Raw genomic sequence first — 20,060 nt, 5'->3', positions numbered from 1 at the left:
CATTATTTAAAAAGTTCCTGCGCAAACTGGTACAGACTGTCTCTCCAAACCGGCCAGCTGTGACCGCCAGGATAATCTCTGTAAGAATATTTAATTCCGATTTTATCCAGCTCTTTCAGCATTTTTTGACCGTTTTCATATGCGATATCGTCTTTTCCGCCCATTGAAATCCAGAAATTTTTGACATTGGATGAAAAGGCAGATTTATTTTCATTTAAAAATTTGTACTGTTTATCGGCAATGTCCTGAAGCATTGGCAACATATATCCTGAACTGAAAACACCCAGATTGGAAAACATATCAGAATTCTGAATTCCTGTATACAGAGTATAGATTCCGCCCATTGAAAGTCCGGCCAATGCACGATTTTCTTTGCCTTTTTTTATTCTATAATTGGATTCGGCAAACGGAATAATAGATTCTTTCAGCTCTTTTTCAAACATCTGGAGATTGCGCTCGCCAAAATTTCGGAGTCCGCCCTGACCGATGTTAGCATCAGGCATAATAATTACCATTTTTTTGGCTTTTCCTTCCGCAATCAGATTATCCAAAATCAGATTGGTTTTACCCTGATTGGCCCACCCGCTTTCATCTTCGCCTCCGCCGTGGAGAATGTATAAAGCTGGAAATGATTCGGAAGCATTTTGGTCGTAACCTGGCGGCGTGTAAATGAAAACTCTTCGCCAAGAATTGGTCACTTTGGAATAGAAATTTTTGACTCGGATATCGCCGTGCGGAACGTCTTTTAATGCATAGAAATCATCGCCATCAAAAGGGATATCGATTCCACTAGCGTATCTTCCCATTCCGTAGAATGTTTCGCTGGACGGGTCTGCAACCGCAACACCATCAATCAGCAAAGAATAATAATGAAAACTTCCACTTTGTGCATCCGTCGTTCCTGTCCAAAAACCATCTGCGTCTTTTTTGAGGTCGTATTTTTTTCCTAAATCGATCTGAACTTTTTGTGCTTCCGGCGCTTTCACTTTGAACATCACTTTTCCGTCGGGAAGGATTTGAGGATACTGCGCATTCCTGATATTGGTTGCTGCAGGCGTTCCCAAAACGGTAAATCCGTCAAATTTAGTTTTATCAACAGGCTTAAATAAGAGCTGTGAAAAGATGTATAAATCATTTTTCCAGACCTTGAAATCGTGACCGCCCGGTTCGATGTAAAAAATATGCGGGATTTTATTTTTTTTCAGATAATCGCTGGTTCTTTTGCTGAAAGGCATCAATCCGTCCGCATCGCCGCAGGAAATAAATATAAGTTTCATTTTCAATGCTTCCTGTGGATTCGGCAAAAGCTGATTCGGTTCTTTTGTGTTGGGTGCTGAAGAAAATGCACCCAGCCACGCAAATTTATCGATATTTCCGAAAGCAAAATTCTGTGTTTGTCCACCTCCCATCGACAAACCGGCTAAAGCACGGTTTTCACGGTCTTTTTTAACAGGATATTTTTTCTCTACAAACGGAATCAGGTCATTCAGCAAATCTTTTTCAAAAGTTGCGAAAGCTTCTACTTTGTCCGGAGCCATTATATTTCCTGTTGCTCTGTCATCTTTCATCGCTCGACCATTCGGCAAAACAACAATCATCGGCTGCAGTTTTCCCTGTGCATAGAGATTATCCAGAATAACATTCGGCTTCCCTTGGTTGAACCATTCTTTTTCATCGCCGCCGATGCCGTGAAGAAGATAGAGAACAGGATATTTTTCCCCTTTTTTGAACCCCGGCGGTATGTAAACCAAAGCTTTTCTTGTAGTTCCGACGGTTTTTGAAGCATATTGAATGGTATCAATTTTTCCGTGGGAAACGGTTGGGTTTTCAATATCAAAACCTTGCGGGGCCTGTTTATCAAGTGTTTGTGCTGAAACAAACATTCCGGATAACATAAAGCCTACTGCTAATATGATGGATTTGTTCATGATTTTTATTTGTAATTTTTACACTTATTAATTTAGACAAAAAAATAAGACCGGCAAGGGTTTTATCTTTTTTACATTTTTAATGTTAATTATCATTGCTGTAATTAACAGGTCGCCTCTACGAGGCTTTGATTTGATGGTACAATGTTTTGCTACTAACAGTTTGCTTCTACGAAGCAATAATTTTCATTTTTTTCAGACAGTGAATCTCTCGCAGCCCGACCTGAGTGGACTCTTCGAGAGCCTCAGAGTGACAGATTGCGAGTCCTTCAACCAGCTCAGGATAAACTACAGGCGGATAAAGCTGCCCAAATTATTCAACTCTAATTATTCCGAACTTATATTTACTCTGAAAAAATCAACATCTACAAAACCTCCCAGATTTTTGGTTGCATAATTGAAAATCGCAAACTTTGAACCCATAAAAAATCTCCGGTAATCGAAAATCATTTTGTAATCTTTTGCCATTTCGGTCCAGTTCTTTTGGTCGGTGCTGTAATAAAAATCGGCCAAATCTTTTCCGAGATTAAAATCGGCATCAATTTTAAAATAGACTTTGTCCGAGTTTAATGGGATTCTCTTTTTTTCTTCTTTTTTAACACCTGTAACCGTCTTCGTTTTATTATCTAAACTGACTTCATTGGTTGAAAAGACAATAAACTTTTTACCATTTTCCATTACCACAGACAAAATCCCTGAATCGCCGTTGAAAGCACTGAAACCAGCAACATCGCCGTCTTTCATTCCTTTCACATCCAAAGCAACGATGCCACTGGATTTCGGGCCTTCCATTCTTTGGGTCAACGTATTCGGAGCGAGGTACAGATTATCAACGACTCTATTGGTTTTTAACCTTAAAAAGCCTTTCCTGTCGGATAAAGACCAAGCTGTGTTGACAGGATTATGATTCCATTGCCACTGGATTTTCATTTTTTTGTCGGAGAATTCGTCGCTTTCCACCAGATGATTTTTTGGTTTAAATGGCGAAAGCGGGACTTCACCTGTCAGAGGCACTTTTCCGTTGTCGCCCAAAACCGGCCAGTCGTTTTCCCATTTTACCGGAAGCAAAATCGGGACACGGCCTACACCATTTCTATCCTGGAAAATCAGCGAATACCAATTACCATTTTTATCATCGATTAAAGCACCTTGTCCGGCGTATGAAAATCCAAGAAAATTGTCTTCAAGAATGACTTTTTTCTCATAAGGTCCGGTTACTTTATCAGCTCTGTAGACTTCCTGACGGCGTTTTCCTCCTCTTGGCCAGGAAATCATCATCATATAATATTTTCCGTCTTTCTTAATGATTTGATTACCTTCCAAAAGTCCGGTTTCCGAAGCATCTTTCTGAAAAACTTCCGTTCCGTCCTGATTCCCGATAATGGTTTTAAAATCCGGGCTTAGCTCAAAAACTTTGTTGGAAGTGAAAACGTAAACTCTGTCATCATCATCAAAAAGTAAAGACGCGTCGTGAAAATGCCTGGTTCTCGTGATAAGCTTCCAATTACCTTTTTCAGGGTTATCGGTGACATAAAAATAGGATTTAAAAGGCTCATCATTTGGGGAAAACAGAACGTAATATTTTCCTTTGTGATAACGGATGGACGATGCCCATTGTCCGCGCCCGTAAACGCTTCCGTCAATCAAATCGTATTTTGAATTATCATTTAGTGTATCAAAAACATAGCTCGACATTTCCCAATGGACCAAATCTTTGGAATGCATTACCGGAGCGCCTGGCATAAGATGCATTGTAGTGCTTATCAGATAAAAATCGTCGCCGTTTCTGGTGATTGATAAATCCGGGGCATCTGCCCAAATGATTGGGTTGGTAAATCGGGTTGTCGCCTTTTCAGAGTGATTTACCTGGGCTGAAAGGTTATTCAGCCAGATAAATCCCAAAAAAGAAACTATATAAAATGATTTATTAATTTTCACGGTTTTGATATTTTGGTTTGGTTGATTTTAAGCAATCTTAAAAAACACTTCGACAAGCTCAGTGTGACATTACTAATACTTGCTGTTTATTTCAAATTGGCTTATCAAATCAAGCTTATATTATTGTAAATTGGGCTAAAGCCGATTGATTGTTTCCTTTGAAAACGGGCTAAAGCCCGTTCCTATTGATTTTATATTGATACACTTTACAAAACCTTCAAGGTTTTTGAAACCTTGAAGGTTTAAAATAGTTAAATTAATTCGGCACAATATCATTGGATGAAGTGCTGTACAAGCCAATTAAACTTCCTGTGAAACCGCCTGCAACATCCGTTGAAAGGATATCTCCTGAAACCGGACCACCAAGATTTTTGAAATTTTTGCCGTCCAAAGAATAATTGAAGCTAATGTTATCTTTCTCACCAACTGCCTGGAATTTAATGGTCTTACCTAATGAAATTTTCTCACTTGCAATCAGTTTTGAACTTCCTTTTTCAGTTCTTTCTAAAACGATGTAGAAGTCTTTGTCTTTCTTCGTAACTCCGAAAACATAATTGAACGTTTCGCTTTGGTAGAGCGTGATTCCGGCCAATTCTTTTTCAGATTTAGGTTTAAAATCAAGGGTTACAGATGTCTCAAAATCTTCGTGCTGTAATCTGTGGAACAAAGATGAAATCGGAGCCAACGCTTTGATATTTGTTTCCATAGGATTCACTTTAACACCATTTTTTGTAGCAGTGATAAAATTTTCACGAGGTCCGCGCATTGCAATCCAACGGAAATCAAGGTTTTTATCGGTTAATTTATCGTTATAGGTAAAATTTCCGTTCGGGAAGAATCCGGTTTGTCCGGTTTGATTCTGAACACCTTGTGGCATTTTCAATTTCGGTTTCATCGGAACCAGGCCATTTTGGAAAACAGGATATGTTCCGCTCCAGTCAACCGGAAGAATGAAGGTTTCACGACCTTTGTTGACACGATTATTGACATTCGGGCGAATGGCTAAAAATACGCCGTACCATTGTCCGTTAGGACCCTCCACCAAATCGGCGTGACCTGCCCAATCTACTTTTTCTTTTCTGTCTCTAGGAAAATATCTTTGCGTAAGAATCGGATTGTTTTTAGCGGGAACAAATGGTCCTTTCGGAGAATCTGCCATAAAAATTACTTCGCTGTGGTTGCCTCCGGTTCCGCCTTCCGCACACATCAGGTAATATTTTCCTTTGTATTTGTACAAATGCGGACCTTCAATCCAAATCGGTTTTTGAGAAAGGTCGACTCCACCGTTTACGATAATTCTGTCTGAACCCGCCACAACCTGGTCTTTTTCCAGATCGTAATCCCACATTTTGATAACGCGGTGACCTTGATATTGCTCGGTTCCTTTTGGTGGAGCGTCGTTGTGAACGATGTAAGCTTTTCCGTCATCATCAAAGAAAATGGCAGGATCAATACCGTCAAAATTCAATTTCTGGACTTCACTCCAGCCTTTTGATGGATCTTTGGTTTTCACGACCATATTACCGACTCCACCCGCGATTTGGGTTGTAATCATATAAAATGTGTCGTTGTACTTGTTGTATTTGATATCCGGTGCATAAATTCCCTGAGAAACGCCACCTTTTTCTACTTTCAGTTGTGAAGGTCTGTCGAGAATGTGCCCAACCTGCTTCCAATTCACCAAATCTTTAGAGGTAAAAATCGGAACACCCGGAAACATTGAGAAAGAAGAGTTTACCAGATAATAATCATCTCCTTTTTTGGTGATGCTTGGATCAGGATAACAGCCCTGAAGAATCGGGGAATAGAATTCGTCCGGCTTCAGAGGGTTATCGTTATATATTTTGTCGTTTCCACGGTAATTGAAATCTGAAAAAGTCTGGGCAGAAATATTGCTTACAGAAAGTAGAGCTGCTGCTGCAATAATGCCGGTTTTGTTTTTTAGGAAATTGGGATTCATTGTTATCTTTTTCATATATAATTTTTTATTTTTTTATTGAACATTTTTAGGATTCGTGGTTGTGTTGTTATTAATCTTTTGAATCTCTCGCAGCCCGGCTTGAGCGGAAATCCTTTTTTGCTTGTACTCAAGTTCTTTTTAATCTAAAATCTTCTGCAAAAAAGATTGGGAGCCCTTCGACAGGCTCAGGATAAACTACAGACGGATTAAGCTGCCCAAATAATTATTTATTTCATTTTTAAAATATAAGTTTTTCCTGCTTCAGTCGGGAAATCGTACATCATTGATTCTTTTATTTCTACAGGGTTTAATTTAGCTTCGCTAAAAATCATTGGTTCCTTAGTTTCAGGTGTTTCAAAAAAAGGATTCGGGTTTTTGCCTTCTGCTTTTTTGAGTTTTGTTTTTGCTTTTAATTCCATTTCGTTCGGAATTCTTATTCTGCAGTTTCCGCCTAAATTTGATTTTATAGTGATTTCCTTCGCTTTATTATTTTCCCAAACAATGCTGACTTCAAAACCGCCGTAGGTTTTCAGGCCTGCAATTTTTCCGTTTTTCCACTCGTCTGGAAGTGCGGGAAGAATGTCGATGAAACCATTTTGAGTTTGCAAAAGCATTTCGGTAATTCCTGAAGTGCAACCAAAATTTCCATCTATCTGGAACGGCGGATGTGCGTCGAAAAGATTCGGATAAGTTCCGCCTTTGCTGCCCCAGCCGTCTTTTTCTACCAGCGTTAATTGGTCTTTGATTAATTTATTGGCGTGATTTCCGTCTAATAATTTCGCCCAGAGATTGACTTTCCAACCCATACTCCAGCCTGTGGAAACGTCGCCACGATGAAGTAAAACGGTTTTGGAGGCATCCAACAATTCAGGCGTCGTAAAAGGATTGATTTGGTTGGACGGAAACAATCCGTAGAGATGCGAAACGTGCCTGTGATTATCTTTCGGGTTGTCCCAGTCTTCTACCCATTCCTGCAATTGACCATATCTTCCGATTTTCATCGGTGGTAATTTTGAAATAATATTGTTCCAAACCGGGATTTTATCTGAGTCTATATTAAGAATTTCTGCCGCTTTTTTTGTCTTCGTAAAAAGGTCAAACATCAGCTGATTATCCATCGTATTTCCTGCTGCCAAAGCACTTCCCTGATGTCCGTCCGGAATATTCTCGGGAGACATTGAAGGACTCACAACCAGCCAATGGTGCGTCGGTTCTTCTATCAGAAAATCTTCATAGAATTGAGCGGCAGATTTTAGAATTGGATAAATGGATTGAAGATAATTTTTATCGCCATTGTACAAATATTTTTCCCAAAGATGCTGGGAAAGCCAGGCTCCGCCCATCGGCCACATTCCTGCGTTGGCAAAATCTACAACGCCTGTGATTCTCCAGATATCCGTATTGTGATGTGCGACCCAACCGCGGCTTTTGTACATCGTTTTTGCCGTTTCTTTTCCGGATTCGCTTAAGTCTTTTACCATCTGAATCAGCGGTTCGTGCATCTCGGAAAGATTGGTCTTTTCCGCCGGCCAGTAATTCATTTCCGTATTGATGTTGATGGTGTATTTGCTGTCCCAGGCGGGTTTGTTGGAATTGTTCCAGATGCCCTGGAGATTGGCTGGCTGACCGCCCGGCTGTGAGGACGAAATCAGGAGGTAGCGACCAAACTGATAATATAACGAAATCAATTCCGGGTCGTAATGGGTTGCGAAATTTTTAATCCGAATGTCGGTTGGTTGTTTTGCTGCTTCGGAAGTTCCTAAGTCGAAATCCACTCTTTTGAAATATTCTTGATACGAAGCCAGATGATTTTTCAGTAACGTATTGAAACTTTTGTGTTCTGATGCTTCGATGTATTTTCTGCTTTTTGAAACTTCGTCTGTGTTTAGAGTTTTGTAATCTGTAAAGTTAGTTGCAATGGAAATCAGAATTGTAACTTCATCGGCATTGCTTACCGAAATCCCGTTTTCTGAAACTTCTGTTTTGCCACCTTTGTTGATAATTTTTGCGATGGCATTAAATTTAACCTGACCCTGAACGCCGTCTAAAGTTGAAGACAATCCGTCCATTTGCAAAGTTTTTGAATCATTGGCTTTGCTGTTCTTTTTGAGTTCGCTGTTGAATTGAGCGAAGAAACTCAGTGCATTTTTCTTGTCCGAACTTAATTTAATTACAATAACATTATCAGGAATTGAAGCGAACACTTCCCTTTTGAAATTAATTCCACTGGAAGTAAATGTCGTGGTTGTGATTGCTTTTTCGATGTCTAATTCCCTGTAATAATTTTTAACATCATTAATATTACTAAAATCAAGCGTAAAATCACCAATATTCTGATAGGCAGAACCGTGAAGGCTTTTCGCTGTCAATCCTTTATCCGCAAGAATCTGAGCTCTTTTGTAATTTCCGTTAAATAAATAATACCGGATAGAATCCAACACTTTCGAGCCATCCGGATTATCATTCCGGGAAGGTCCGCCCGACCAAAAAGTACCTTCGTTCAGCTGAAGTTTTTCCCGGGAAGGGTCACCAAAAACGATTGCAGCCAATCTTCCGTTTCCAACTGGTAATGCTTCCACCCACTGTTTGGCGGGTTTGTCGTACCAAAGCTTGTTCTTTCCTCCTTTTTGAGCAAAGGAAAATCCGCTTAGGAAAAGACAGAAGGTTAATATGGAAAACTTGAAGTTCATTTTTTTAAATTTTCTTTTCTGAGACAGAATTGACGGTCGTATTTCTATTAATCAACCAAATAATTCCCCAAGCTGCAATGTAAGAAACACCAGCTATGAAAAATATGATATTGTAACCACCATTGATATTTCCCGCTTTTTTGAATGTATCCAAAACAATTCCGATGAAAAGTGGAAAAAGAATTCCGGCAGCTGACCCCAGCATTCCGCCAAAACCAATGACCGAACTCACATAATTATTAGGTAATTTATCGCCAACTGTTGTCATCAGATTCGCGCCCCAACCCTGATGCGCAGCTGTTGCCAACGCAATGATAATGGTAATCATCCACATATTGTCTACATATTTTGAAAACATTACAGGAACGACCATCAAGGCAAAAAGCAACATTGTAAAACTCCTCGCTCTTCCAATCGTCCAGCCTTTTTTAATTAATAATGAAGACAGATAACCGCCACCAATACTTCCAATCGTAGTTCCGCTGTAAATGATAATCAACGGGATGGAAGGTTTGGTTAAATCCATTTTAAAAACGTCTGCGAAATAAGCCGGAAGCCAGAACATAAAGAAATACCAAATTGGGTCGGTAAGGATTTTTCCGATGGTAAAAGCCCAGGTTACTTTATATTTTAATAATTCCGAAAGCGGAACTTTGGACTGTTCTTCCGTTTGTCCAGCCTGGTCACTTTTGATGTATTGAAGTTCTTCCTTACTTAGTTTTTTAGTTTTTTCCGGAATATTGTAAAATCTCCACCACAAAACAATCCATAATAAACCCAATGCGCCAATCCAGACAAAAGTTTCTCTCCAGCCATAATGCCCTAAAATAAAAGGAACAAGAAGCGGTGCTAAAATGGCTCCAACTGTTGCACCCGAATTGAAAATTCCGGTTGCTAAGGCTCTTTCTTTTTTCGGAAACCATTCGGCGACAGATTTTATGGCTGCCGGAAAATTTCCCGCTTCACTAATTCCCAAAGTACTTCTCGCAATTAAAAATCCGACCGTACTTTTCACAAAACCGTGTCCGATAGATGCTAAACTCCAGACTATCAAAGAAACTGCATAACCAATTTTAGTTCCTACTCTATCTATGAATCTTCCCATTGCGAGATAACCGACAGCATAAGTCGTCGTAAAAGCCATCACAATGTAGCTGTAATCCTTCTCGTCCCAGCTGAATTCCTTTTCCAGAACAGGTTTTAGCAAGCCCATTACCTGACGGTCGAGATAATTGATCGTCGTTGCGAGAAAGACCAAAGACAGCATAAACCATCTGATATTTCGGTTTTTAGGAGCCTGCATTAGTTTTGATTAAGTTGTTGTAATAAATTTTTCACTTTTTCGGTAAGTTTCTCTTTGTTTAAATCTGATTTTATCAAGGAACTGCCCAATCCAACAGCAATTGCTCCACCTTTGAGCCATTCATTGATATCCTCAACATCGGCATTTACTCCACCGGTTGGCATAAAATTCATTCCCGGAAAAACAGGTTGGATGGATCTGATATAATTTTTACCTAACGCATCAGCCGGAAATATTTTAACTAAATTAAGTTCGCTCTGAAAAGCTAAATTAACATCAGACGGCGTAAAACAACCCGGAATCAGCAGCACATCTTTCTTTATCGAATGTTTGATGATTTTCCTGCTAATAACCGGTGTAATGATGAAATCAGCTTTTGCATTGGCATAATCGTCCATTTCTTCGGTATTTTTAACAGTTCCGATTCCTAATAAAAGTCCGGGAAATTCTGTAGAAGAAATTTCTTTAAGCCTGGTAAAATTTTCCAATGCCTGATCGCCACGGTTAGTATATTCTATGATACGGATTCCACCGTCATAAAGCGCTTTTATGGTACTTTTTGAAACCTCAAAAGATTCGTTGTAGAACAACGGAACAATTTTCTGGTCCTTTATTTTTTGTATGATCGGATTCATAATTTTTCGATATTAATTGTTTCATTGATGGTGTCACCTTCTACAAAAAGTTTTCTGAAAGCCACTTTTACAGCATCATCCAGGATTTTTTGGATTGAATTTCCTTTTATGCTTCCGTGAATCAAAGCTGCCATAAATGAATCGCCGCTGCCGACTCTTTCCAAAATCTTATCCGAATAATATTGCTCTGAAATGAATAATTTCCCTTCAGAATATAAGGTGGCAAAATAATTGACCTCATCGCCTTTTGTAAACCTGAAAGTATTGGCAATCTGTTCCACGTTCGGGAATTTTTTCTGAATTTCTGTAGCTGATTTTTCAGCTTGTTTCAAAAGGTTCTCATCATTAAAATTTCCATTCAATTCATATTCGATTGGGATATTTAAGAATTCCTGAATCGACCAGATATTTCCCATTAAAACCTTAACAAATGGCATTAATTGAGAGATTTTATCGTAAGGATTCTGATGTTGCCAAAGTGATGCACGGTAATTCAAATCCAGAGAAACTTTGATATTTCGGGCATTGGCTTTCTTCATCAAATCAAGACATTTCCGGAAAGCGTTCTCGCTCAAAGCAGGCGTAATTGTACTGATATGAAGCCAGGTTACATCCTTAAAAACTTCGTCATCAGAAAAACCTGAAAAATCCGATTCTGTGAAAACTGACGGGAAACGGTCGTAAATGACTTTCGCATTCTGCATATCGCCATCAAAAGGAAGGTAAAAAGCTCCCATCCTGCCATTTGACTTCTCTGCAAGAACTTTTATTTTTTCATCATTTAATTTTAATTCCAACTGATTGCCGAGATAATTTTCCGGCAATGCAGAATATAAAGAAACCTGATTTCCCCATCTCGAAAGTGCAGAAGCAACATTATACTCAGCTCCGCCAACGTAAATTTTGAGAGCTTGATTTTTCAGCCAAGTTCCTTCAGAATCCGGAGCGAAATGCAAAAGCAATTCGCCGAAACATAAAATTTTATTTGAAGTTTCCTGAGCCATTCTTAAAAATTGAAATAGTTTTTCGCATTATAATAGGAGATATCCTGAATGATTTTTCCAACCCATTTTTCGTCATCGGGAATAAGACCTTTTTCCATCTCGTTTCCGAACATATTACAAAGCAATCGTCTGAAATATTCGTGTCTCGAGAATGACAAAAAACTTCTGGAATCGGTCAGCATTCCGACAAATGTGCTTATAAGTCCAATGTTGGAAAGCGTGTTCATCTGTTTTTGCATCCCATCCAGCTGGTCCAGAAACCACCAGGCTGCGCCGAACTGTACTTTCGACTTGATTCCGGATTCGTTGAAATTGCCTGCAAGAGATGCCAGAACTTCATTATAAACCGGATTCAGATTGTAAATAATTGTTTTTGCAAGCTTACCTTCGGAATTGAGCTCGTCAAAAAGAATGCTCATTCTTTGTGCAAAATATTGTTCTCCAATTGCATCAAAACCTGTATTTGCTCCGATATTTTTCAGCATAAGGGAATTGTTATTTCTGGTTGCGCCAACGTGAAACTGCTGAACCCAGCCTTTATCAGAATACATTTTACAGAGCTCTTTCAAAAGAAATCCGCAAAGCACATCCGGATTGGAAAATGTAAGTTGGTTACCTTTTAGAAATTCTGAAAATTCTTTTTCTAAATCCGAATTCCACCGGGTCGTGTCCGGAAAATATTCGAAGCCATGGTCTGAAACTTTGGCTCCAATCTCATCAAAGTAATTGATTCGAGATTCAAGCGCGTTTAGTAAATCTGAAACTGAATTAATATTGATTCCTGAAGCTTTTTCAAGTTTTTTAATATTGAGAATATAAGATTCGGAATCAATAATGTTGATGTACACATCCGGACGAAAGCTTGGTAAAACCGTTGTAGTAAAGTTACTTGCTTTTAATTCTTTATGATAATCCAGATTGTCAGCCGGGTCATCTGTTGTACAAAGAGCTTCGACTTTATAATTTTTGAGCAGATTCTGTGGCGTAAATCCGGGTTGCTGTAAAGCATCCTGCATCGAGCTGTAAATTTCGGCCGCATTTTTGCCAGACAAATATTCCATAATTCCGAAAGAATTTTTTAGCTCCAGATGTGTCCAGTGAAACAAGGGATTCCGAAGCGTGTAAGGAACTGTTTCTGCCCATTTTTGGAATTTTTCTGAGTCTGAGGCGTTTCCGGAAATGAATTGCTCATCAATCCCGAAATTCCGCATCGCGCGCCATTTGTAATGGTCGCCATCCAGCCAAATCGCAGTAGGAGAACGGAAATTCTGATTATTTGAAATGACCTCAGGCTCCAGATGATTGTGATAATCGATAATCGGCATCTCTTCCGCATAGCCAAAATAGAGATTCTCCGCCTTTGCCGATTCCAGCAAAAATGATTCTCCGAAAACTTCTATCTTGCTTGTGAAATAATTCATTTTTAAATTTAAATTGATTTTGACTTTTGTGAAAAATCTTTAAAACAAGACCTTAACTATGAGAAAATCATTAAGGCCTTGCTCACTATATAAAGAAAATAATATTCAATTTTAAACGCCACTGAAGGCACTGAAACCACCGTCAACAGGTATTAAAGCTCCGGTAATGAAGCTTGCGGCATCTGAACAGAGAAACTGTACAGTCCCGTTTAATTCTTCCACCTCTCCGAATCTCTGCATTGGTGTTTTGGCAATCACTTTTTTGCTTCTGTCTGTTAAAGATCCATCAGGATTCAGTAAAATAGCACGGTTCTGATCTCCAATGAAAAACCCGGGAGCCACTGCGTTTACACGAATTTTATCCCCGAACTTTAAAGCCAAATCGGAAGCCAGCCATTGTGTAAAATTGGTAATTGCTGATTTCGCCGCCGAATATCCAGCTACTCTCGTAATCGCCGAATAAGCTGCCATTGAAGAAATATTGATGATACTTCCTTTTTTTTGTTCTGCCATTACTTTTCCGAAAACATAGCTTGGATAAACGGTTCCGTTGATGTTAAGGTCGGTTACCTCATCCCATCCGCTGATGTTCATATCGAAAAATGATTGTTCAGGAGATAATGTTGCTGAAGGAATATTTCCTCCGGCAATGTTCAGCAAAATATCAATTTTACCGTACTTTTCTATGATTTTCTTTGATGCATTCTCGAGGCTTTCGATGTTCATTACGTTGGCTTCAACGGCAAATGCATCACCACCCGAATCTGTAAGTTCCTTTACACGGGAATCCAGCGTTTCCTGATTTCTTCCCAAAGCCACTACTTTTGCCCCCGCTTTGATAAAACTTTTGGCAAGACTTCCTCCCAAAACGCCGGAAGCTCCTGTAATAACCGCTACTTTATCTTTTATACTGAATATTTCGTTCATTATGATATTGATAATAATTGATGGTTGATAAATGATATTGAACCCTTCTGGTTCGTTGAAAATTGTCTTCCACTTTTTCCATAGGTTTTACCTACGGCTATTTATAATAAACCCTTCGGTTTTTTTAAAGTTTTTTGGACATTTCGTTTTGTACGGTTGCCATTACCCCTTCAATCTGTCCTAAAGCCAACATTCTTCCTAAGAAAGAATAGCCGGGATTATAACCTTTATCAATATCTTCCGATAGCAGTCTTCCGTGGTCGATCCTCATTGGCAAATCCGGATTTTCTTTCTCAAATACCCTGATTACGTCGATTAATTTTCCTCTTCCCCCTAAATGATGCGCTTCAATGAAGTCTCCGTTTTCAAAAACATTGGTGCTTCTCAAATGAACAAACTTTGTTCTGTGGGCAAATTTCTGAGCCAGCTTCGGAACGTCATTCTGAAGATTGGCACTCAAAGAACCTGCGCAGAAAGTCAATCCGTTGTGAGGATTATCCACAGCATTCAGGAACCAATCGATATCTTCTTCGTTGGTTACAATTCTCGGTAAACCTAATAAAGCAAAAGGTGGATCGTCGGGATGAACACACATTTGAATATTCCATTCTTCACAGACAGGCATTATTTTTTCAAGGAAATATTTTAAATTTTCCCGAAGCTGGTTTTTATCAATTCCATCATATAAAGCCAATAAATTATTGAACTTTTCTACAGGATTTAGATCCCCTTCTTTAATATTTCCGTTAACGAATCCCTGTGTTTTTACAATGACAGAATCTATCAGATCATTGTTATCCTTTTCTGTGAGCGTGTTTTTTAATTCTTCCACTTTTTGCAGAATTTCAGGACTATAATCATTTTCTGCACCCTCTCTTTTCAGAATATGAATTTCAAAATAAGCAAATCTTGCTTTATCAAAATACAACGACGACGAACCGTCTTCCCATTCGTGGAAAAGATCTGTTCTTGCCCAATCTAAAACCGGCATAAAATTATAACAAACCGTAGTTACGCCTGCTTTTCCTAAGTTTTCGAGACTTTTGATATAATTTTCTATCAAAAAATCACGGTCTTCACCTCCGTATTTGATTGCTTCGCTTACCGGAAGACTCTCCACAACAGACCAGCGAAGACCGTGACTTTCTATATAATTTTTGTAATCGTTAATAGCCTCTAAGCTCCAGATTTCTCCGTTAGGAATATCGTGCAACGCTGAAACAATCCCTTCAACACCGATTTGCCGAAGTGTTTGTAATTTAATTTTATCGTTCTTCCCAAACCAACGCCATGTTTTTTCCATAATACTTGTAAATTTATTTCATTAAACAAAGCAGGTGCAGTATTACACCTACTTTGCTAATGATTGATATGAACTTAAAATTTATTAATTGTAACCAGGATTCTGGTATTTTGCTTTTTCTTCAGCAGACATTTCATTCATTGCATCCAACTGTGACTGAGGAATTGGTCTCAGATAATGGTATGGTTGAATATTTCTGGTAAACGTCTGAGGAGTATGATTACCATAATTAACTCCCCCAATTTGATAAGTCGCAGCATATTCTGCCCACTTTTGAGTTCTTACCAAATCAAACCATCTGTAAAACTCTCCATAATATTCCCTTGATCTTTCTGCTAAAATATAATCTATAGTAATAGTAGCAGGCGTTGCCGCAATCATAGCTGCACTATTGTCGGCAATATATGCGGCATTATTTTTGTTATTAAATTTCCATTTTCCCGCTCGTGCACGAATTACATTAATTAAATCTCTCGCACTCATACTTCCAGAAGCTCCTTTAACAGCAGCCTCTGCCGCTATAAAGTAAAATTCTGAAAATTTAGCTACTGGAAAAGGTCTAGTTAGAGCAGCATTAGGATAACCTAACCCTGTTGGATCATTTGTTTGGTAAGTACCAATTTTCCATAAACCGGGGTATACAATTCGGCTGATTCCATTTGGTGAGATTACATAATCGGCACGTCCTGGCAATGTACCCGCACCAATATTATTTTGCCCACTACCAGAAGGGTAAACAATATTTGAAAGTTGAGAATCGTCATCCAAAAAGCTTAAAATTGCTCCTCCAACTGCAACCGGAAGATTATTAGCATTGTACATTGTTGTCAAAGATTCCAGATTAGTACCTTTCTTTTGCCAATTTCCTCTATAAGTTGTTACGAAAGTACCATCATAACGAGAATCATTAGTTTTATCTGCAAAAGTATTTTTTATCACTCCTATTGGTGGAGCCATACGTACCCAAGGTCTTCCCAGAGGTTGTGCGGCTTCTCTGGTTATTGGGCTTACGGGATCCCATGATGTGGCAGACTTACTACTCTTAATATTCGTATAGTTCCATGTTTGCATCCATGCTGCAAAATTATCAGGAGCCCATCCAGAACCATATCCAACCGGATCGCCTTCATTATAAAAAATACTTGAAGCTGTGTGATCTGCATATAGCATTTGCTCGGAATTACGATCTTTAGCACCATCATTTACATCATAATAAGTTGGTTGTAATGCATATGGCCCTGGATTATTAATACCTTCTAATGCCAAATCATAAGCCTTTTGGAAATACCATTGTACATTATGACCATCTGGATCCGTTCTTGGTGTATCAGGATATGTTGGGATATTATTTGGATTTTGCAACCACCATCCATAAGTTAGATATGCTTTTGCCAAAAAAAGTCTTGCAACATTTTTTGTTACACCTCCAGTTACTCTAGGCCCAGTAGGTAAATTATCTATAGCTTTTAATAAATCAGGAAAGATACCTCTTGTATAAACTTCAGGAACTGTATTCCTTTTAGACAAAGTTGTAGGAGAAATATTTAAAGCTAATTCTCCTGATCCTAAATCTAAAGGTACACCGCCATAAGTCTGCACTAATTGAAAGTAATAAAATGATCTAAAAAAACGAGCTTCTGAAACAAGGTTCTCGGATATATTAAATTTAGGAGCTCTTTCTATAATACCATTAGCTGTATTAATGTAAGGGAACAATGATCCCCAAACCATACTAGTAGGAAATGTATTTGAGTTGATTGCACCTGTAGCGCCGGTCATATCAAGATCTCTAAAATTACCATCCGCACTTTGAGCCCAAGTAGCTTCATCCGTACCATTTTGTGTTGCGCTCATATAATAACCATTACCATAAAGCAGACGTAGACTTCTATATAAAGCAGTTATTCCTGATGTTACGCCATCTGCAGAATTGAAATAATCAACTGTATATCCTGATCTAGGTTGTTCGTCCAAAACTTCATTACAGCTGGACAAGCATAATGAGCTAACTAAAACTCCCAAAACTATTTTTTTATTAATTTTTATCATGATGATGTGATTTAAAAAGATAAATTAATTCCCATTATAAAATTTCTGGTCGCAGGATTATTGGTACCAATAATCAACTGGCGATTTTTATAACTACTTACAGCTTGATTTTGATCTCCTGTAGAGTTAGGTTCCGGATCCATACCGGATTGTTTGTGGTAAGGAGAAAACAATACTAGGGGGTTAGTAACTGTAAAATAAATTCTTAAACTATTTAGTTTTAAATCATTAAGAAAATCTTTGTTTACATTATACCCCAAAGTTATAGTTCTTAACTTTAAGTATGACCCGTCAAAAAGAGCCAAAGTTGAAAGATATTTTGGATTGTCACCACTTAACAAGCCTCCTGGTTTTGGATATCTTGCATTAGGATTATCATCTGTATAATAATCTACATCTACATTGTTTCCTCTTCCGGTTAATCGATTAAGATATCCTGCAGACCCATAAATAGAGCTAATCAAGACCCCCCCTTTCTGGAATGCTCCAACTGTACTCAACTCAAAACCTTTATAAGCAAAACGCATATTGAAACCACCTTGCCAATCCGGATTAGTATTAATAACTTGCATATCATTCGGACCAATTGCTCTTTCAGGAGTACCATCTGCTTTATAGCCTCCAGTATAAAGCACTTTAATCATTCCAACTGCAGACCCATCCTGTGGTTCTAAAATTTTTAAGTACGGATCCCCATTTTGCCATAATCCAATATATTGATAATCATATAGAGCATTAATATTATAACCTACAAACCAAAGATTATTTATGTCTCTATCTGCACCAGATGCAAGAGAAAGGATTTTATTTCTATTTGCATACCAGTTGATTCCTGCATCCCAACTGAACCCATCTGGATTATCAATGATATTTGCATTAAGTGATGCTTCCCATCCTTTATTTTCTACATCTCCAACATTTTGTAATACCCCACCCGGTATTCCCGCAGTAGGTGGTAAACTTTTGTTTTGCAAGATACCGAATGTATGTGTTCTGTAATATTCTACCGTACCAGTAATTCTATTATTTAAAAGACCAAAATCCAGTCCTGCATTATGAGTCTTGGAATATTCCCATCCTAAAGAAGGATTAGGCGCTGTATTAATAGATACACCAGTAGAGTATGCCGTTCCGAAGTTATACGGATTAACTGATAAACTACCTAAAGTTGTATATGGGTTAATTGCTTGGTTAGAGGTCTGCCCCCATCCATATCTTAATTTGAATAGATTAATGACTTTTAAATTCTGCATAAAGTTCTCATTTGCCACATTCCAACCTAGTGAAATTGCAGGATATGTATGCCATTTGTGACCTTCCGCAAGTACAGATGCACCATCACCGCGTAACGTAGCAGTAATCATATATTTGTTATCATAAGTATACATTGCTCGGCCCATATAAGACATTAAACCAGTTCTAGCATAATACTGATCGTTAGGACTTACAGTGATATCCGCTTGTGGTGATTGTCCCAGATTATAATATTGGAAAAAATCCGCTGGTACATTTTTGGCACTCATATAGTTACTTATATATGTGTTTTGCTCTGATGAATATAGTCCAACAGCATTTATTTTATGCTTTCCAAAAGTTTTATCATATGTCAACAAATTTTCTATAGTCCAGTGATAAGTTTGATTATTCCCTCTACCAGCAGAAGAAATAGCTGCAGGATTAATATTAAAAACACCTACGCCTGTATAATTACCACTATTAGAAGTTCTAAAATCCAAGCCAACATTTAGACGATATTTTAATCCGTCTAATGGAAGTTTTATTTCGCCATAAATATTGTTGTATGATGAAAAAGCTTTTGTTTCATCCACATACTTATCTCCTAATGCATTAATACTCTGCCTAATATACACCCAGGCTTGATCCATATTTGATGAAGTTGTAATTGTTCTTCTTAAGTTTCCAAATTCATCATATGGACTTGCTAAGGGAGAGTATCCTAAGGTTGGAGCAGAAGCAATACCATTACCTTCTGTCTGTACGTAATTAGAGTTTGTAGTAAATCCGAATTTAAAATTTTTCCCAACCTGCTGATCCAAACCTATTCTTATAGCCATACGCTCATAATTCTGTAATGGAACAATTGCATCCTGTTTCAAGTATGACAACCCAACATTATAATTTCCGCTTTCTGTACCACCTGAAACTCCTACGTCATGACTTGTCATTATTGCCGGCTTATAATATAACTTTTGCCAGTCTGTATCAATGCCGTACTTTTCATTATCCCCATTCTTTATAAGATCATTTGCATCGTGTCTTAACTTAGTCAGTTGATCAGCATTCATCATAGGATACTTTGAAAATAAAGTTTGAAAGCCTGTGAAAGAATTGTAAGTAAATCTTGGTTTCTGACCTTTTACTCCTCTGTTCGTTGTTACCATAATAACACCATTTGCACCTCTGGATCCATAAATTGCTGTTGCAGAAGCATCCTTTAGAATATCAATACTCTTGATGTCACTTGAACTGATATCACCTAGAGATCCTGTAAAAGGAATGCCGTCCAAAACAATAAGTGGATCATTTGCTGTTTCAGTTAAAGATCTTGTTCCTCTGATCCTTATTTTCATTGTTGCGCCAGGTTTGCTTGATGTTTGATTAATCTCTACCCCTGCGCTTCTACTTTGTAAAGCCTGTGAAATATTAACCGTTGGTACTTCTCTTAATGTTTCTCCCTTTACTGTAACAACAGATCCTGTAACAGCTTCCTTTTTCTGAGTTCCATATCCAATAACAACAACCTCCTCAATCTGCTTCTCCTTTTGTACAGTGTCCCGTTTGCTTTGCGCATAGACAAGACCTGTTGGTAATAGAGTCATTGCGAAAAACAATGCTGCTCTATTGGTTTTACTTAAATGAAATAGATTCATAATTATTATTT

At 38.2% G+C, this 20,060-nt stretch carries 12 protein-coding genes; all 12 read right to left on the bottom strand.

Annotation, left to right across the window (positions count from 1 at the left end):
• Window positions 1-2 precede the first annotated feature (2 nt).
• The 12 genes from QOL71_RS01125 to QOL71_RS01070 all read right to left on the bottom strand — a co-directional run bounded on the left by QOL71_RS01125 (window position 3) and on the right by QOL71_RS01070 (window position 20,049).
• Entirely contained in the window at window positions 3-1,928 is a 1,926-nt protein-coding gene (locus QOL71_RS01125; protein ID WP_283415176.1) for an alpha/beta hydrolase-fold protein, read from the bottom strand.
• A 327-nt stretch (window positions 1,929-2,255) separates the two neighbouring features.
• A complete protein-coding gene (locus tag QOL71_RS01120; protein WP_283415175.1) occupies window positions 2,256-3,866 on the bottom strand; it encodes a glycoside hydrolase family 43 protein in 1,611 nt (536 codons plus the stop codon).
• Window positions 3,867-4,122: 256 nt separating this feature from the next.
• Window positions 4,123-5,841: a glycoside hydrolase family 43 protein gene (locus QOL71_RS01115; RefSeq protein ID WP_283415174.1), complete on the bottom strand. Its 1,719-nt coding sequence runs from the start codon at window positions 5,839-5,841 to the stop codon at window positions 4,123-4,125.
• Window positions 5,842-6,053: 212 nt separating this feature from the next.
• On the bottom strand, window positions 6,054-8,516 hold the full coding sequence (locus QOL71_RS01110) for a glycoside hydrolase family 95 protein (RefSeq protein WP_283415173.1): 2,463 nt from the start codon (window positions 8,514-8,516) through the stop codon (window positions 6,054-6,056).
• 4 nt (window positions 8,517-8,520) lie between these two features.
• On the bottom strand, window positions 8,521-9,819 hold the full coding sequence (locus QOL71_RS01105; protein WP_283415172.1) for an MFS transporter: 1,299 nt from the start codon (window positions 9,817-9,819) through the stop codon (window positions 8,521-8,523).
• Window positions 9,819-10,454, bottom strand: a complete 636-nt coding sequence (locus QOL71_RS01100) for a bifunctional 4-hydroxy-2-oxoglutarate aldolase/2-dehydro-3-deoxy-phosphogluconate aldolase (protein WP_283415171.1) — start codon at window positions 10,452-10,454, stop codon at window positions 9,819-9,821. The genes QOL71_RS01105 and QOL71_RS01100 overlap by 1 nt, the downstream gene beginning before the upstream one ends.
• The gene (locus QOL71_RS01095; RefSeq protein WP_283415170.1) at window positions 10,451-11,458 is read right to left on the bottom strand and encodes a PfkB family carbohydrate kinase; all 1,008 of its coding nucleotides are present in this window, start codon (window positions 11,456-11,458) and stop codon (window positions 10,451-10,453) included. Before QOL71_RS01095 ends, QOL71_RS01100 begins: the two co-directional genes overlap by 4 nt.
• Before the next feature lie 2 nt (window positions 11,459-11,460).
• Window positions 11,461-12,879, bottom strand: a complete 1,419-nt coding sequence (uxaC, locus tag QOL71_RS01090) for a glucuronate isomerase (RefSeq protein ID WP_283415169.1) — start codon at window positions 12,877-12,879, stop codon at window positions 11,461-11,463.
• A gap of 111 nt (window positions 12,880-12,990) precedes the next feature.
• Window positions 12,991-13,806 (bottom strand): SDR family oxidoreductase, encoded by an 816-nt coding sequence (locus QOL71_RS01085; RefSeq protein WP_283415168.1) that lies wholly within the window; start codon window positions 13,804-13,806, stop codon window positions 12,991-12,993.
• 124 nt (window positions 13,807-13,930) lie between these two features.
• Window positions 13,931-15,109: a mannonate dehydratase gene (gene uxuA / locus QOL71_RS01080; RefSeq protein ID WP_283415167.1), complete on the bottom strand. Its 1,179-nt coding sequence runs from the start codon at window positions 15,107-15,109 to the stop codon at window positions 13,931-13,933.
• 84 nt (window positions 15,110-15,193) lie between these two features.
• Window positions 15,194-17,158, bottom strand: coding sequence for a RagB/SusD family nutrient uptake outer membrane protein (locus tag QOL71_RS01075; protein ID WP_283415166.1), 1,965 nt, complete (start codon window positions 17,156-17,158; stop codon window positions 15,194-15,196).
• An 11-nt stretch (window positions 17,159-17,169) separates the two neighbouring features.
• A complete protein-coding gene (locus QOL71_RS01070) occupies window positions 17,170-20,049 on the bottom strand; it encodes a SusC/RagA family TonB-linked outer membrane protein (RefSeq protein ID WP_283415165.1) in 2,880 nt (959 codons plus the stop codon).
• Window positions 20,050-20,060 lie beyond the last annotated feature (11 nt).

The sequence above is a fragment of the Epilithonimonas pallida genome, assembly GCF_900182975.1.
GTDB classification, from domain to species: domain Bacteria; phylum Bacteroidota; class Bacteroidia; order Flavobacteriales; family Weeksellaceae; genus Epilithonimonas; species Epilithonimonas pallida.
Note: the sequence above shows the minus strand (reverse complement) of the source record. Positions and strands in the feature narration are given on the sequence as shown.

Excerpts from the sequence above, each read along its gene's own strand:
- QOL71_RS01125 (WP_283415176.1), bottom strand. The coding sequence starts at position 1,928 with ATGAACAAATCCATCATATTAGCAGTAGGCTTTATGTTATCCGGAATG.
- QOL71_RS01115 (WP_283415174.1), bottom strand. The coding sequence starts at position 5,841 with ATGAAAAAGATAACAATGAATCCCAATTTCCTAAAAAACAAAACCGGC.
- QOL71_RS01110 (WP_283415173.1), bottom strand. The coding sequence starts at position 8,516 with ATGAACTTCAAGTTTTCCATATTAACCTTCTGTCTTTTCCTAAGCGGA.
- QOL71_RS01105 (WP_283415172.1), bottom strand. The coding sequence starts at position 9,819 with ATGCAGGCTCCTAAAAACCGAAATATCAGATGGTTTATGCTGTCTTTG.
- QOL71_RS01100 (WP_283415171.1), bottom strand. The coding sequence starts at position 10,454 with ATGAATCCGATCATACAAAAAATAAAGGACCAGAAAATTGTTCCGTTG.
- QOL71_RS01095 (WP_283415170.1), bottom strand. The coding sequence starts at position 11,458 with ATGGCTCAGGAAACTTCAAATAAAATTTTATGTTTCGGCGAATTGCTT.
- uxaC (WP_283415169.1), bottom strand. The coding sequence starts at position 12,879 with ATGAATTATTTCACAAGCAAGATAGAAGTTTTCGGAGAATCATTTTTG.
- QOL71_RS01085 (WP_283415168.1), bottom strand. The coding sequence starts at position 13,806 with ATGAACGAAATATTCAGTATAAAAGATAAAGTAGCGGTTATTACAGGA.
- uxuA (WP_283415167.1), bottom strand. The coding sequence starts at position 15,109 with ATGGAAAAAACATGGCGTTGGTTTGGGAAGAACGATAAAATTAAATTA.
- QOL71_RS01075 (WP_283415166.1), bottom strand. The coding sequence starts at position 17,158 with ATGATAAAAATTAATAAAAAAATAGTTTTGGGAGTTTTAGTTAGCTCA.
- QOL71_RS01070 (WP_283415165.1), bottom strand. The coding sequence starts at position 20,049 with ATGAATCTATTTCATTTAAGTAAAACCAATAGAGCAGCATTGTTTTTC.